Origin of the sequence: Pelomonas sp. Root1444, from assembly GCF_001426885.1 — a bacterium.
GTDB lineage: Bacteria > Pseudomonadota > Gammaproteobacteria > Burkholderiales > Burkholderiaceae_C > Pelomonas.
Genome location: NZ_LMFP01000003.1, coordinates 809,026 through 821,906 on the forward strand (window position 1 = coordinate 809,026; position 12,881 = coordinate 821,906).

Annotated in this window: 17 protein-coding genes; 5 read left to right on the top strand and 12 right to left on the bottom strand. The window is 72.9% G+C overall.

All coding sequences use genetic code 11. From position 1 onward, the window contains the following. Window positions 1-17 precede the first annotated feature (17 nt). The 6 genes from ASD35_RS06595 to ASD35_RS06620 all read right to left on the bottom strand — a co-directional run bounded on the left by ASD35_RS06595 (window position 18) and on the right by ASD35_RS06620 (window position 4,117). On the bottom strand, window positions 18-554 hold the full coding sequence (locus ASD35_RS06595) for a DUF421 domain-containing protein (protein WP_056874075.1): 537 nt from the start codon (window positions 552-554) through the stop codon (window positions 18-20). After that, window positions 551-1,477, bottom strand: a complete 927-nt coding sequence (locus ASD35_RS06600) for a lipocalin family protein (RefSeq protein ID WP_056874076.1) — start codon at window positions 1,475-1,477, stop codon at window positions 551-553. The genes ASD35_RS06595 and ASD35_RS06600 overlap by 4 nt, the downstream gene beginning before the upstream one ends. Further along, window positions 1,431-1,919 carry a phage holin family protein gene (locus ASD35_RS06605; protein ID WP_056874077.1) on the bottom strand — a complete coding sequence of 163 codons (489 nt, stop codon included), beginning with the start codon at window positions 1,917-1,919 and terminating at the stop codon, window positions 1,431-1,433. Before ASD35_RS06605 ends, ASD35_RS06600 begins: the two co-directional genes overlap by 47 nt. Before the next feature lie 202 nt (window positions 1,920-2,121). Continuing rightward, window positions 2,122-2,529, bottom strand: coding sequence for a hypothetical protein (locus ASD35_RS06610; protein WP_056874078.1), 408 nt, complete (start codon window positions 2,527-2,529; stop codon window positions 2,122-2,124). A 79-nt stretch (window positions 2,530-2,608) separates the two neighbouring features. Continuing rightward, entirely contained in the window at window positions 2,609-3,577 is a 969-nt protein-coding gene (locus ASD35_RS06615; RefSeq protein WP_056874079.1) for an SDR family oxidoreductase, read from the bottom strand. Window positions 3,578-3,616: 39 nt separating this feature from the next. Then, window positions 3,617-4,117: a hypothetical protein gene (locus tag ASD35_RS06620; RefSeq protein ID WP_056874621.1), complete on the bottom strand. Its 501-nt coding sequence runs from the start codon at window positions 4,115-4,117 to the stop codon at window positions 3,617-3,619. Window positions 4,118-4,224: 107 nt separating this feature from the next. On the opposite strand from ASD35_RS06620, the gene ASD35_RS06625 reads away from it, so the two are divergent. Beyond that, the gene (locus ASD35_RS06625) at window positions 4,225-4,662 is read left to right on the top strand and encodes a response regulator (RefSeq protein ID WP_056874080.1); all 438 of its coding nucleotides are present in this window, start codon (window positions 4,225-4,227) and stop codon (window positions 4,660-4,662) included. 87 nt (window positions 4,663-4,749) lie between these two features. Beyond that, the gene (locus ASD35_RS06630) at window positions 4,750-5,124 is read left to right on the top strand and encodes a hypothetical protein (RefSeq protein ID WP_056874081.1); all 375 of its coding nucleotides are present in this window, start codon (window positions 4,750-4,752) and stop codon (window positions 5,122-5,124) included. Window positions 5,125-5,182: 58 nt separating this feature from the next. Here the strand turns inward: ASD35_RS06630 and ASD35_RS06635 are convergent, their stop codons facing one another. Genes ASD35_RS06635 through ASD35_RS06645 form a run of 3 tightly spaced genes read right to left on the bottom strand, consistent with a single transcriptional unit; the run spans window position 5,183 to window position 8,008 of the window. Next, complete coding sequence (locus ASD35_RS06635) at window positions 5,183-6,319, bottom strand: putative zinc-binding metallopeptidase (RefSeq protein ID WP_056874082.1); 1,137 nt, start codon at window positions 6,317-6,319, stop codon at window positions 5,183-5,185. Beyond that, window positions 6,319-6,852: a phosphatase PAP2 family protein gene (locus tag ASD35_RS06640; protein WP_056874083.1), complete on the bottom strand. Its 534-nt coding sequence runs from the start codon at window positions 6,850-6,852 to the stop codon at window positions 6,319-6,321. The genes ASD35_RS06635 and ASD35_RS06640 overlap by 1 nt, the downstream gene beginning before the upstream one ends. Next, window positions 6,836-8,008: a glycosyltransferase family 1 protein gene (locus ASD35_RS06645; protein ID WP_056874084.1), complete on the bottom strand. Its 1,173-nt coding sequence runs from the start codon at window positions 8,006-8,008 to the stop codon at window positions 6,836-6,838. The genes ASD35_RS06640 and ASD35_RS06645 overlap by 17 nt, the downstream gene beginning before the upstream one ends. Before the next feature lie 201 nt (window positions 8,009-8,209). Here ASD35_RS06645 and ASD35_RS06650 point away from each other — a divergent pair, with 201 nt between their 5' ends. Then, window positions 8,210-8,860, top strand: coding sequence for an HAD-IIIA family hydrolase (locus ASD35_RS06650; protein WP_056874085.1), 651 nt, complete (start codon window positions 8,210-8,212; stop codon window positions 8,858-8,860). Here ASD35_RS06650 and ASD35_RS06655 read toward each other — a convergent pair. Continuing rightward, the gene (locus tag ASD35_RS06655; RefSeq protein WP_056874086.1) at window positions 8,832-9,908 is read right to left on the bottom strand and encodes a DNA topoisomerase IB; all 1,077 of its coding nucleotides are present in this window, start codon (window positions 9,906-9,908) and stop codon (window positions 8,832-8,834) included. The genes ASD35_RS06650 and ASD35_RS06655 overlap by 29 nt on opposite strands. Window positions 9,909-9,976: 68 nt before the next feature. Between ASD35_RS06655 and ASD35_RS06660 the strand changes: the two genes are divergently transcribed. Both ASD35_RS06660 and ASD35_RS06665 read left to right on the top strand, forming a co-directional pair. After that, window positions 9,977-11,215: a glycosyltransferase gene (locus ASD35_RS06660; protein WP_056874087.1), complete on the top strand. Its 1,239-nt coding sequence runs from the start codon at window positions 9,977-9,979 to the stop codon at window positions 11,213-11,215. Then, the gene (locus ASD35_RS06665) at window positions 11,212-12,054 is read left to right on the top strand and encodes a DUF2334 domain-containing protein (RefSeq protein ID WP_157275408.1); all 843 of its coding nucleotides are present in this window, start codon (window positions 11,212-11,214) and stop codon (window positions 12,052-12,054) included. The genes ASD35_RS06660 and ASD35_RS06665 overlap by 4 nt, the downstream gene beginning before the upstream one ends. 15 nt (window positions 12,055-12,069) lie before the next feature. Here ASD35_RS06665 and ASD35_RS06670 read toward each other — a convergent pair whose 3' ends face one another. Next, window positions 12,070-12,576, bottom strand: a complete 507-nt coding sequence (locus ASD35_RS06670; protein WP_056874089.1) for a hypothetical protein — start codon at window positions 12,574-12,576, stop codon at window positions 12,070-12,072. Further along, complete coding sequence (locus ASD35_RS06675) at window positions 12,576-12,833, bottom strand: hypothetical protein (RefSeq protein WP_056874090.1); 258 nt, start codon at window positions 12,831-12,833, stop codon at window positions 12,576-12,578. Before ASD35_RS06675 ends, ASD35_RS06670 begins: the two co-directional genes overlap by 1 nt. Window positions 12,834-12,881: the final 48 nt, after the last annotated feature.

Consider the following 12,881-nt stretch of genomic DNA (forward strand, 5'->3'; position numbering starts at 1 on the left):
ATGTGCCTTGGGGTGCTTCAACCCAGCGGCACGCTCTTACGTTGGGCGTCGTCGCCTTCGTCCTCGCGCTTGTCGGCGCGGATGACGCTGATGCCGCCGTCGGGCTCCATGCGCGCCATCTTCACGTCGGCCAGCTTGTCGATGCCGTGAGCCCGCAGCGCGGCCATCAGCTCCGGGATGGTGACGAGCTGGCGGCGCAGGTTGTGGCCGATCAGGTGGCCGTGGCGGACCAGCACCACCGGCGGCGGCTCGACGAAGCGGCGCACCCAGTTGTAGCGGTAGCCGGCCCAGTCCATCGCCCAGTTCCAGCCCACCAGCGTGGCGACCAGCACGACGCCCTCGGCCACCGTCGTGTAGCTGCCCGCCATCGCGTTCTGCGAGGCGTCGGCGATGAGCACCAGCAGCAGGATGTCGGCCACGCCGACGGAGCCGGTGTCGCGCCGCAGCACGAAGCGCAGCAGCAGGAAAAGGAACCAGTACATCGCGCTGCCGCGCACGACCAGCTCCAACGGCGAGACGTCGAAGCGCAGCAGCGCTGCGAGATCCAGGGTCACGGCGCCTCGCTGAAGCGCAACCGCCCGACATCGAAGCCCTGGTCGCGCGCGATCTGCAGCACCGCCTGGCGGCGCTCGGGGGCGAGCTGCGGCTGGCGGGCCAGCACCCACAGCGAATCTCGCTCGGCGCTGCCGATCACCGCCTCGTCGTAGCCGGCATCCACATGCAGCACGCCGTGCTCCGTCCAGGCCCAGGGCAGGCACTGCAGCGGCGCCGGCCAGGCGCTGACCTTGAGCCGCGCACCCTGGCTGCCCGGCACCGCCTGCACCAGCGACTGCCGGCCATGCGTGCCGTGGCCATCGATACGGCGCTGCAGCAGGTCGAACTGGCCGTCCTCCCGTGCCAGCAGGCCCAGCTCGGGCGGCTGGTGCGGCTCGTCCTCCAGTGCCGCAGGCAGCTCGCCGACCAGGAACCAGCGGCCGGCCAGGCGGTCCAGGTCGACCACGGGGACGGTCGCCAGCGGCTCGGCGGGCGGCTGGTCGCGCTTGGCGCGCAGCAGGCTTTCCAGCAGCGGCAGGCCCAGCGTGATGACGGTACTGGCCGTCACCGGGCTGATGCGATGGCGCCAGCGCGCCGGCAGCATCGGCCAGGCCAGGCCGAGCAGGCTCACCCAGGGCACGCCGGCGCCGGCCGGGCGCGGTGGCGCGGCGGCCGCAGCCGTCGCGGCACCGGCTGCCGCGGTGCGCGTGGGCCGCCACAGCAGCAGCGTCGCCACGCCGGCGGCAATCAGCGCGGGCTTGATGAGGCGGCGCGGTTTCTTGAGCTTCTCGCCGAGCTGTTCGCTGAAAGCGGCCACGCCGCGGCGCAGGCCTTCCTCGCGCGCGATCAGGCGCTGCTCGACCCGCAGGATGCGGGCGTCGATGTCGTCCGGGCCCTCAGCGGGGGACAGGCTGGCCGGCAGCGGAGGCAGCGGGGCTGTCATCGGCATGGTCCTTGGTGGGGTGCGGCGTGGGGTCGGGCGACACCATCAGGTGGCGGCGGGTGGCGGGCAGCTTGAGCCGCGGCAACAGCCGGCGCACGCGCTGCAGCGCCAGCACGACACCGAGCCCGTTGATCGCGATGGCCAGCAGCAGCGCCCACAACAGGTGCAGTCCGAGGCTCACGAGCAGCGCAATCAGCGCCGCCCACAACACCAGCCAGGCCGTCACGCCCAGGACGGCCACTCCGACCAGAAGCACGACGATCTCGGCGAGGGACTGGCCCGCGCGCTGCAGCTCCAGCGACAGCAGCTCGACGCGGTCGCTGAGCAGGCCCGGCAGCTCGCGCCACAGGGTCTGAAGCTGCCGTCGCAGCGACGCGGGCGCGGCGCGCTGCGCCGGGCCGGAGGAGCCTGGAGGTGGGGTGTCGGCGATAGGTTCGGTCAAGTTGATCTCAACGATGCATTACGGGCCGAGCGCCGGGCCGCTTCCAGGCCAGCCCGTCGGGCGGGGCCTGCGGCTCGCTGCCGCGAGCCCGCCGTCCCCGCGGGGGCTGAGGCCGGACATTGCGCCCGATGTGCGCAATGTGCCTGCCGAAGGGCTGCGGCGCAAGCCGCAGCGCGGTCTGCAAGACCGCCCGGGGTCTCATTCAGCGCGTCAACCGGGCGATCAGCACGCCCACGGCCAGCGCCGTGGCAACGGCGGTCAGCGGGTTGTCGCGCACGGTGCAGCGCAGGCTTTCGCACCACTCGTCGCCCAGCTCGCGCGCATCGTGGGCGCGCTGGCTCAGGGCCTCGCTGGCGGCATGGACGCCCTCCTGCACCTTCTGCACCGCCGGCGCGGCCGTGTCGGCCATGCGGTCGATGGCCTGGTGCGCGCCCTGCACGACGCGGTTCAGCACGTCCTGGCCGACGGCCGCGCCCTTGTCGACGGCCGCATCGGCCTTGTTCGCCACCTCGTTGACGGTGCCCGTTGCGGACGTGGCCGGCGTGGCGGGCGAGGCCGAGGAGGTGGGGAACGGCGAATTCGCAGGAGTGTTGGCAGTGGTGGTGGCCATGGTGGATCCTTGAGATGGAGAGAAAGGGATGGCGAGAGCCAGACTGCAGGGCAAACGGGGTGCCGGGCTGTTGACCGTCTCAGATGGCGCCCACGCTGCCGGTCACCGGCAGCACGATGCCGGTGATGTAGCCCGCGCAGGCCGGCGAGGCCAGGAAGACGTAGGCCGGCGACAGCTCCTCGGGCTGGGCGGCGCGCTTCATGTCGGTCTGCTTGCCGAACTCCGCGACCTTGTCGGCCGGCGAATCGGCCGGGTTCAGCGGCGTCCAGACCGGGCCGGGCGCCACCGCGTTGACGCGGATGCCGCGGTCGATGAGGTTGCTGGCCAGCGCCTTGGTCATCGCATGGATGGCACCCTTGGTGGCCGAGTAGTCGATGAGCTTGGGGCTGCCCCGCAGGCCGGTCGTCGAGCCGGTGTTGATGATGGAGGCGCCGTTCTTCAGGTGTGGCAGCGCCGCGCGGGCCATGCGCAGATAGCCGCCGATGTTGGTGTCCAGCGTCTCCTGGATGCGCTCGTCGTCCAGGTCCTCGAGCGAGGACGCATGCTCCTGGAAGGCCGCGTTGTTGACGAGCACGTCCAGCTTGCCGAAGCGGGCGATGACCTGCGCCACGGCGCTGTCGCACCAGGCACTGTCCTTCACGTCACCCTGCAACAGCAGGCATTGGCGGCCCTCGGCCTCGACGCAGCGCGCCGTCTCCTCGGCGTCCTCGGTGGACGAGTGGTAGCAGACCGCCACGTCGGCGCCTTCGCGCGCGAACAGCACGGCCACGGCGCGGCCGATGCCGGAATCGGCACCGGTGATCAGCGCAACGAAATCCTGCAGCTTGCCGCTGCCGCGGTAGTCGGGCGCCATGAAACGTGGCGCGAGTTCGAGGTCGGCCTCGACACCGGGCTTCTCCAGGTGCTGGGCCGGCAGGTCGACCGGTTGGGTGCGCGGGCCGGCCTGCACGGCCTCGCCCTTCTCGTCGCTCTTCGCCTGGGCGGCGTCAGCGCGGTCCTGGCGTTGCTGGATCTCGCGCTGGGTCTTCAGGGTGTCATCGGTGCTCATGTCGTCCTTTCCAGAGATTCGGCAGAGGCTGCGGTAAAACTAACCACCGACTGCCTTCTTCACTTCCGCCACCTCGGCCTCCTTGCCGGAGGGCGTTTGCGCGTCCAGGCCACGGTCGGGCGACTCGGCGACCTGCGGGATGTCACCCGGCCGGTCGATGAGCTCCTCGATGATGAAGTGCCCATAGTGCTGGGCGCGCTCGGCACCGTGGGCGCGCGCCGCGTCGGCGATGGCGCGGGCCTGCTCGTCGCTGTTGGCGTGCACCACCAGCCAGTGGTAGCCGCGCTCGGCCAGCGCGCGATGGGCCAGCACCAGGTTCATCTCCTGGCCCACGGCCGCGATCGGGCTTGCGTTGGCGATGTCGTCGTCGATCTGGCGCAGCATCTCGCGGTCCGAATAGCGCCGTACGGCGCCCGGCGGCAGGCCCAACGTCGCCAGCGCGGTTTCGGTGCGGTCGACGGCGGCGGCGTCGGGCAACGAGATGACCACATGGCCGACCGGCTTGAAGACGCCGAAGCTGCGGTTTTGCGGGTTGGTCATGGGCGGGGCCTGCGGTTCGAGTGGATACATCCCCCGAACGGCAAGTGCGGTGCCCGCGGCTCGGGCACGCCGTTTGCCAGTAATTTCCAACGCCCTCTGGAGATTTCATGCAAAGCCTCGCTCGCCGCCCCGTCCTCTATGTGGAGGACCACCCGGTCAACGCCCTGCTGATGGCGGCGATCTTCGAGCGCCGCCCGCAGCTGGAGCTGGTGATCGCCACCCACGGCGAAGAAGCGATGCACAAGGCGGCGGGGCTCAAGCCTTCGCTGCTGCTGCTGGACCTCAGCCTGCCCGATTGCCATGGCAGCGAGCTGCTCGGCCGGTTGCGCGCGGTGGCTGGCTGTGAGCGGGCGCCTGCCATCGCGGTCACGGCTCATGCGGATTTCGACATCACCGGCACGGGCTTCTGCGAACTCTGGCCCAAGCCGCTGAACCTGGGGCATGTGCTGCGGCGGCTGGACTCGCTGACGGGCGTGACGCCCGCACAGCCACCAGCGCCGGAGCCCTCTGCGCCGATGTCCCGCATGTGGGCGCTGGCGCGCTGAGGCCGTCTGCCCGGCACCTGCCTTGCCCCGGGATGATGGCCCGCCCGCAAGTGGCGGGTGCAATGGCAACCACTCAAGGAGTTAGGCATGAGAAAGATCTTTTCCCAAGCGGCCGGCGCGGCCGCAGTCCTCGCCGCCGCAGCCGCGAGCCTGGCCTATGCGCAGGGCACCGGCGGCGCCGCTGGCGGCTCGGCCAGTTCCCCTGGCAACACGCCGTCGCAGACGCAGACCCGGCCGATCGACCAGACTTCAAGCACCAGCAGCGGCATGAACAGCGGCAGCACCGCGACCACCACGGCGCCCGGCAGCATGGACAGCGGCAGCAACGCGACCACCCCGACGAGCGGCAGCAACAGCAGCTACAACGGCAATAGCAGCAGCAGCGGCACGTCCGGCACCACCACCACCAGCAGCGACTGGAACGCCGACGGCACACGGGCGGCGCGCGCCGATCGCAACTGAAGCCCCTGAAGACAGACGCCGGCGCCGCGGGATGCGGCCGCCTGGCGTCATTGCAGCTTCACGCGGCGCCGCGGATGACCCGGTGCACGAGGTGCAGCTTGCGCACCGCCGGCACCGACAGCACGAACGGGTAGAAGTCCGCCACACCCATGCTGCGCGACAGCTCGTTGAGCACGCCCGTCAGCTCCATCCAGCTGTTGATCAGCGCCAGAAAGCCCTGGACGTCCGGGTCGTCGCCGCCGGCGATGACATCCGGCCCGAAGCGCTCGTAGCTCAGCTCCACGCGCTCGCCGTCCAGCCCGAAGCTGCGCGCCGTGTCCAGCGTGTCGGCCAGGTGCAGGTAGTGCGCCCAGGTCTCGGCCCAGTCCTCCCAGGGATGGGCGCTGGCGTAGGCGCTGACGAAGCGCTGGCCCCAGTCGGCCGGCGCGCCCTCGGCGTAATGGCGCTGCAGCGCGGCGGCGTAATCCTGGCGCTCGTCGCCGAACAGGCTGCGGAAGTGCTCCAGCCACGGTGACGGCTCGACCAGCAGCTGCCAGTAGTAATGCCCGGTCTCGTGGCGCAGGTGGCCCAGCAGCGTGCGGTAGGGCTCGCGGAGCTGGCCGCGGCGCGTCTCGCGGCGGGCGTCGTCGGCCTCCGAAGCGTCCAGCGTGATGATGCCGTCGGCGTGGCCGGTGATGACCGCCGGGCCGTCGGGCGGGCTCAGCAGCAGGTCAAAGGCCAGGCCGTGCGCCGCATCCTCGCTGCGCGACTTGACCGGCAGCCCCAGCCCGATCAACGAGGACACGAGGCGGCGCTTGGCCTCCTCGATGCGGCACCACCACACGCCGGCGTCGGGCTGGGACAGGTCGGGCACCGTGCGGGTGAGCCGGCAGCAGCGGCACAGCGTGAAGCCGGCGGCCACCTCCTCGGCGTCCAGCAGCCAGTTGCAGGCGGCCGCGCTGTCCAGGTTGGCGCAGCGGGCGTAGCGCGGCGCGCGGCGCACCGGTACGCCGGCCTCGCGCCAGGCGCCCTTGCCCGCGCGCGCCGGGGCGGCCTCCAGCGCCAGCAGGCTGCCGCGCGTGGCCGCGTAACCCAGCGGCCGCTGGCAGGCCAGGCACTGGCTGTTGCGAAAGAAGATGGGCCGGCCGCAAGCGCAGCTGAAGGCACGCGGCGTCTTGGGCAGCGGGACGGCGCGCAGGGCGGCGACGGGGACCATCAATGCACCAGCCGCACAAGGCTGGCGGTGGCCGTGCCGAGCAGCGCGCCGAACAGCACGTCGCTCGGGAAGTGCAGCCCCAGCACCACGCGTGACAACCCCACCAGCGCCGCGAAGCCCCACAGCAGCGGCGCCAGCGCCGGATGGAAGCTCGCCAGCAGCATCGCGAAAGCGAAGACATGCAGCGTGTGGCCGCTGGGGAAGCTGAAGGCATCGGGCACCTTCAGGCAGGCCCGGATGTCGTGGCAGCGCTCGAACGGCCGCTGGCGCCGCGTGCTGCGCTTGAGCGTGTAGTACACGGCCAGGTTGACGGCGCCGAGCAGCAGCATCAGTCCGGCCTCCCGGCCGCCGCCCTCGCTGAGCCAGGGCAGCAGCACGATGAGGGCCACCCACAGCGGACCGTCGGCCAGCCGGCTGCACAGGGCCAACAGGTGCAGCAACAGGGGCCGGGCGGCCGCGCGGTGCAGCGCCTGGGCGCCGCGCAGGTCCAGCTCGGCGCCGCGCAGCCGGCCGCTGTCAAGCCATGGCGGCATAGCCCGGCACCGGCTGGCCGGCGGCGGCAAGCTGCTGCAATTCCTGCTCGAAGCGGTGCAGCACGCTGGTCCAGTCGGCCTGCGTGGCAGTCAGCCGCGCCTCCAGCCGCAGCAGCCCGTCAGGCTCGGAGGCATCGAGCGCGCGCGTCGCGGCGTCCAGGAACGCGTCGGCCGCCTCCAGGCCATCGCAGGCCGGCGCGAGGCAGCCGCTGATGCCGTCGCGCACATGCTGGCCAGGCGCCGCGGTGTCGAAGGCCGCCACGGCCAGGCCGCTGGCCAGCGCCTCCAGCACCACGTTGCCGAAGGTGTCGGTCAGGCTGGGGAACAGGAACACGTCGGCGCTGGCGTAGTGCCGGGCCAGCGCGGTGCCGGTCTGCATGCCGACGAACCTGGCGCGCGGGTGGGCGCGCTGCAGCTTGGCGCGCATCGGCCCGTCGCCGACGACCACCATGCGCAGGCCCGGCCGGCGCGCGCTCAGGCGCTCGAAGGTCTGCAAGGCCAGGCCGGCATTCTTCTCCGCCGCCAGGCGCCCGACATAGAGCAGCACGCGGCTGTCGCTGCCGGCGCGCCAGTCTTGGCGCAGCGCCGGGTCGCGCCGCTTCGGCGTGAACAACTTCGGGTCGACGCCGCGGCCCAGCACCTGCAGGCGCTCGAAGCCATGGGCCGCCAGCTGGCGCGCCAGCTCGCGCGTCGGCACGAAGCTGGTGGCCGCCATCGCATGCAGGCGCTTCAGGTAGCCCAGCACGACGGGCTCCAGCCAGCCCAGGCCGTAATGGCTGCAATAGGCATGGAAGTTGGTGCGGAAGTCGGCGCTGGCCGGCAGGCCCTCGGCCTGCGCGGCGCGCAGCGCGGCCCAGCCCAACGGGCCGGGAGTCGTGACGTGCACGATGTCGGGCAGGCCGCCGGTCTCGCGCCACAGCTCGCGCAGCGCGGCCGGCGTCGCCCACCCATAGCGCAGTTCGGGATACATCGGGATGGGGCCGCCGCCGCAGCGCCATTCCTCGGCGTTGCGGCAAGGCGCATCCTCGGGCCGGCGCGGCCGGATCAGCTGCACCGCATGGCCGGCAGCGCGCAGGTGGCGCACGGCGCGCTCGGCGGTGAGCGCCACGCCATTGATCTCAGGCGGGAAGGTCTCGGTGACGTAGGCGATGCGCACGGGCGGTGTCCTGGGGCTGGCGAATGACCCCGCTGCATGGCAAGCGCAATGCCCGCGGCAGCGATTTCGCGGTGGGCATGCGGATTGCCGTTTGTTACCTCCCTCCCACCGCCTGCCCATCTCCAGCCCGCCAATGACGAACCCGAGCGCCCGCCCTGCCCCCTTGAGAGTCTTCTTGCAGCGCGGCGGCCGGTCGTCGTGATGCTGTTCGCTTCCGGGCCATTGCGTTGGCGCCGCCATCCGGCGCAGGCAGGCGACATCTGGCCGGCCACGCAGCCACCGCCGCCCGGCCGGGCCGCGGTGTTCATCGACAAGGACAGCCTGCTGGACGGCACGCCCGGCAGCATCGACGCGCAATTGCTGCACCTGAAGCCCGGCGTGGCCGAGGCGCTGGTGGCGCTGGACGGGCGCGGCTTCGCGCTGTCCGTCGTGACCAACGAAAGCGGGCTGGCGCGCGGCTGTTTCACACGGGCGCAGTTCGCACGGCTGCAGGCGGCGCTGGAGCAGGCGCTGCGCGCCGCGGCCGGCGTCGCGCTGCTGGACTTCCTCGTCTGCCCGCACGCGCCGGGAGCGGACGGCCGGCCGTCCTGCCTGTGCCGCATGCCCGCACCCGGGCTGCTGCTGCGCGCGGCGCGCCGCCACGGCATCGCGCTGGAGCGTTCATGGCTGGTGGGCGGCACGCTGGACCACGTCGAGGCCGGCCGCCGCGCCGGCTGCCGCACGCTATTGCTGGCAGGCAGCCGCAGCGCCGAAGCGCCGCGCCTGCTGCGCCAGCCCGACTTGGAATGCACTGGCTGGGCCGAGGCGGCCTGCTTGCTGCCGCTCAACGGCGCGCTGTCGCTGCCGCGCTGATCGCAGCGCTGCGCGAGCGCAGCAGCGCCATCAGCTGGCGCTCGGCCGCACTCAAGCCGGTGCGGGCGGCCGGCGCCGTCGCCCAGGGCAGGCCGCGCAACGCCGCGCGGGCCGCCTCGTCGCCCAGCGCCTCGCTCAGCGCCAGCACGCGCGGGTGGATGTAAGCCTTGCGGCAAACCGCGGCGGTGTTGCCCAGGCGCTGGGCGACCGCCCCCACCACCTGGGCGGGCCGGCAGGGTTCGGCCCCTTCGGCGCAGGCCTGCAGCGTCAACTGCAGCGCCAGCACGCTGCCGTGCCAGGTGCGGAAGTCCTTGGCGGTCACGCGCTCGCCGGCCGCCGCGGCCAGCCAGGCGTTGACGTCGGCCGAGCCGACCGCATGGCTCACGCCGTCCTCGTCGAGGTAGCGGAACAGCTCCTGCCCCGGCAGCTCGCGGCAGCGCCGCACGATGCGGGCGACGCGCCGGTCGGCCAGGCGCACGTGGTGGCGCACACCGCTCTTGCCGACGAAGGACAGCTCGATGGCGTCGCCCTTCACGCCGGCATGGCGGTTGCGCAGCGTCGACAGGCCATAGGAACCGTTCTCGCGCGCATAGGCCTCGTTGCCGATGCGCAGCCAGGTCGTGTCCAGCAGGCGCACCAACGCGGCCAGCACGCGCTCGCGCGTCGGCTCGTCGGGGCCGGCCAACGCCTGCTGCACGCGCCGGCGCAGCCGTGGCAGCACCGTGCCGAAGCGGCGCAGGCCGTCGAACTTGGTCTGGCCGCGGCCGGCTTGCCAGTCGGCGTGATAGCGGTACTGCTTGCGCCCGCGCGCGTCGCGCCCGGTGGCCTGCAGGTGGCTGTCGGCATGCGGGCTGATCCACACGTCGACCCAGGCCGGCGGGATGGCCAGCTGGCGGATGCGCGCCAGCGTCGCTTCATCCTTGACGCGGCGGCCGCGGGCGTCGACATAGTCGAAGCCGCCTGCCTTGCCCGGCCGCCGCGTGAGGCCGGGTTGCGCATCGTTGACCCAGCGCAGGCCGGCCTGGCGGGCAGTGGTGGTCGAGGCCATGGGCGGCCGAAGCAAACGGCAGGCCAGGCCCTTGCGGCGTCGGGCATGCCGATTGCCTTGGCGTGCGGATGCAGCCTCAACCCGACCTCGCCGCGCCACCGGCACGCCTTCATCCCATCCAGGCCGCGGCCGGTCCGCACCTGCTCGATGTCTCGATGTTCTGGGGCGCCACGGGCGGCGTGCGCCGGGTGCTGACCGCCAAGCACGAGCGGCTCAAGGCACTGGGCTGGCGGCACACCATCATCGCGCCCGGCGCACAGGGCAGCGGCCAGCTGGACTGTGGCGGCATCCCTCTGCCGCGCAGCGGCGGCTACCGCGTGGTGCTGAGCCGGGCCCGTGCGCGGCGCCAGATGGAGTTCCTCGCCCCCGACGTGATCGAGTCCGCGGACCCCTACACGCTGGCCTGGGCGTCGCTCGCCGCCGCCGAGTCGCTGCAGGTGCCGGCGGTGGCCTTCTGCCACAGCAACCTGCCGGCGCTGGCGGCGCGGCTGGTCGGCGGCCCGCGCGGCACGGCCACGCGGCGCGGCTTCGAGGCCGAGCGCTGGGCGCGGCGCTACCTGGTCGGGCTGTACCGGCATTTCGACCTGGTGCTGGCACCCAGCCGCGGCCTGGCCGACAAGCTCAAGGCCTGGGGCGTGCCGCGCGTGATGGTGCAGCCGCTGGGCGTGGACTGCTCGGTGTTCACGCCGCGTGCGCACGACGAGGCCTGGCGCGCCGGCTTCTGCCGCGAGCACGGCCTGTCGCCGTCGACGCGGCTGCTGGTCTACACCGGGCGCTTCGCGGCCGAGAAGAACCTGCAGCTGCTCGCCAACGCGGTGCGGCGGCTGGGCCCCGGCCACATGCTGGTGGCGGTGGGCAGCGGCCCCTTGCCGCCGGTCGGCCCGCAGGTGCTGGTGCTGCCGCCCGAGCATGACGCCAGCCGCCTGGCCCGCCTGGTGGCCAGCGCCGACGCCTATGTGCACGCCGGCGACCAGGAGACCTTCGGCCTGGGTGTGCTGGAAGCGATGGCCTGCGGCACGCCGGTGGTCGTCGCCGCGGCCGGCGGCCTGGCGGAGTTGGCCGAAGGCGCGGGCCTGTTGGTCGACCAGCCGCGCTCGCACCGCTGGGCCGAGGCCATGCGTGCCAGCCTGGCCGGCAACAACGCGGCGCAGCGCCGCGCCGCGCTCGCGCGAGCCCAGGCGCAGGACTGGCCGCTCGTCATGACCCAGCTGACCCAGCGCTACACGGCCCTGCTGGGCCGCTCCGCCGCGCCGGCCCTGATGCCTGCGGGCGGCCTGGCGCTGCCGCAGCTGGCACGCCACCGTTGACCCCGAGCAGCTTCAGCGGGGGGCTGGCGCGCACGCCCGGCATGGCCACGCCGCGCCCGGTCACGGGCGGCAAGGCGTGCAGCACGCGCGACCTCTGCGTGGTGCTGCACGACGTGGCCCCATCGCGCTGGGAGGGCTGCCAGCGCGTGCTTGGCCATGTGCGCCGCTGTGCCGATGCCGCCGGCATCGAGCTGCCATTGACGCTGCTGGTGGTGCCGCACATGCACGGCGACACCGCCCTGCCGGCGCGCTACCTGCGCTGGCTGCACCGCATGGCGGGCGCGGGCCATGAACTGTGCCTGCACGGCCTGACCCACCGCGACGAGGGCCCGCCGGCGCGCGGGCTGCGCGAGCACCTGCTGCGCCGGCACTACACCGCCGGTGAGGGTGAGTTCGCGGCGCTGACGCGGGAGCAGGCGCTGGCAAAGCTGCGCGAGGGCCGCGCCTGGGCCAAGGCGCTGGGCCTGAGCATGGACGGCTTCGTCGCGCCGGCCTGGTTGATGAGCCCGGCCAGCCTGAAGGCGGTGGGCAAGGCCGGCTTCCGGCACACCTGCACGTTGACCGAGGTGATCGCGCTGCCGCAGCGGCAGGCGCTGAAGGCACCCAGCCTCGTCTTCAGCACCCGCGCGGCGTGGCGGCGGCAGCTTTCGAGAGCCTGGAACACCTACCTGGCCCATCAGGCCCGCGACACCCGGCTGCTGCGGCTGGAGCTGCACCCCGGCGATGCCGACCACCCCGACATCCTGCGCTGCTGGACCGGCCTGCTGACCGAAGCGCTGCGCAGCCGCATGCCGCTGCGCCTGGGCGAAGCGGCAATGCTGGCGCGGCGGCTGGGCTGACGGCCAAAGGCAGGGCTAACGCGGCGGCTGGCCGACGGGGTCGCCGTCCTCGTCCTCGATCTCGCCGTGCTGCTGGATTTCGGCGCGCCAGCGGCGCAACAGCGCCCGCATCTCTTGCTCCAGCGCCGCCCAGGGCATGCCGGCGGGGTCGGCGTCGCGCAGCAAGGCCTGAAGCGCCTCGAAGTGCAGCCGCGCCATGCCTTCCAGCGTGCCGACCAGCAGCGCCCGGTGCGAGGCCTCGGCGCCGTCGATGCGGCGGGACAGCTCACGCAGCCGCTCGACATCGCCCATCGCCTCCGTGAGTGCCGGCCAGGCGGCATCACGTGAGCGCTTCAAGGCGGGATAGAGCAGCTGCTCCTCCAGCTTGCACAGCAGCTCCACGCCGAGCTGCAGGCGCTCGGGCCCGACGCGCGGGGCCGGGCGCCAGGTTTCGAAGCAGTCCTCCAGCGCCTGCTGCAAATCTTGCAGCAGGGCGAGCAACGGGCGCCGGGACGCCACCGGGGCGTCCAGCGTGCCCTGCATCAACGCGAGCTGCGCGAGCTCAGCAGGCGCACCAGGCCGAAGACCAGTGCGCCAGCGGCAACGGCCACCAGCGCCGAGCGCACCGGCGCATCGTGCACGTAGCCCACCGCGCGGTCGGAGACGCGCGCGACCTGCGTGCGCATGCCGTCGACGCTGTCGGCCAGGCGGTCGATGCTGCGGCGCGCGGCGTTTTCCACCTTCTCCAGCGCGAGCTTGGAGGTGTCGGCGGCTTGGTTGTAGAGATCGGAGTGGCCCATGGTGCTTCCTTCAACGAGAGTGGTGATGGAAGCCCTGGGCAAGCGGCG

Bases quoted from the DNA above. Each gene is read 5' to 3' on its own strand.
- ASD35_RS06600 (WP_056874076.1), bottom strand. From the start codon at position 1,477: ATGACAGCCCCGCTGCCTCCGCTGCCGGCCAGCCTGTCCCCCGCTGAG.
- ASD35_RS06610 (WP_056874078.1), bottom strand. From the start codon at position 2,529: ATGGCCACCACCACTGCCAACACTCCTGCGAATTCGCCGTTCCCCACC.
- ASD35_RS06615 (WP_056874079.1), bottom strand. From the start codon at position 3,577: ATGAGCACCGATGACACCCTGAAGACCCAGCGCGAGATCCAGCAACGC.
- ASD35_RS06620 (WP_056874621.1), bottom strand. From the start codon at position 4,117: ATGACCAACCCGCAAAACCGCAGCTTCGGCGTCTTCAAGCCGGTCGGC.
- ASD35_RS06625 (WP_056874080.1), top strand. From the start codon at position 4,225: ATGCAAAGCCTCGCTCGCCGCCCCGTCCTCTATGTGGAGGACCACCCG.
- ASD35_RS06630 (WP_056874081.1), top strand. From the start codon at position 4,750: ATGAGAAAGATCTTTTCCCAAGCGGCCGGCGCGGCCGCAGTCCTCGCC.
- ASD35_RS06635 (WP_056874082.1), bottom strand. From the start codon at position 6,319: ATGGTCCCCGTCGCCGCCCTGCGCGCCGTCCCGCTGCCCAAGACGCCG.
- ASD35_RS06640 (WP_056874083.1), bottom strand. From the start codon at position 6,852: ATGCCGCCATGGCTTGACAGCGGCCGGCTGCGCGGCGCCGAGCTGGAC.
- ASD35_RS06650 (WP_056874085.1), top strand. From the start codon at position 8,210: ATGCTGTTCGCTTCCGGGCCATTGCGTTGGCGCCGCCATCCGGCGCAG.
- ASD35_RS06655 (WP_056874086.1), bottom strand. From the start codon at position 9,908: ATGGCCTCGACCACCACTGCCCGCCAGGCCGGCCTGCGCTGGGTCAAC.
- ASD35_RS06660 (WP_056874087.1), top strand. From the start codon at position 9,977: ATGCAGCCTCAACCCGACCTCGCCGCGCCACCGGCACGCCTTCATCCC.
- ASD35_RS06670 (WP_056874089.1), bottom strand. From the start codon at position 12,576: ATGCAGGGCACGCTGGACGCCCCGGTGGCGTCCCGGCGCCCGTTGCTC.
- ASD35_RS06675 (WP_056874090.1), bottom strand. From the start codon at position 12,833: ATGGGCCACTCCGATCTCTACAACCAAGCCGCCGACACCTCCAAGCTC.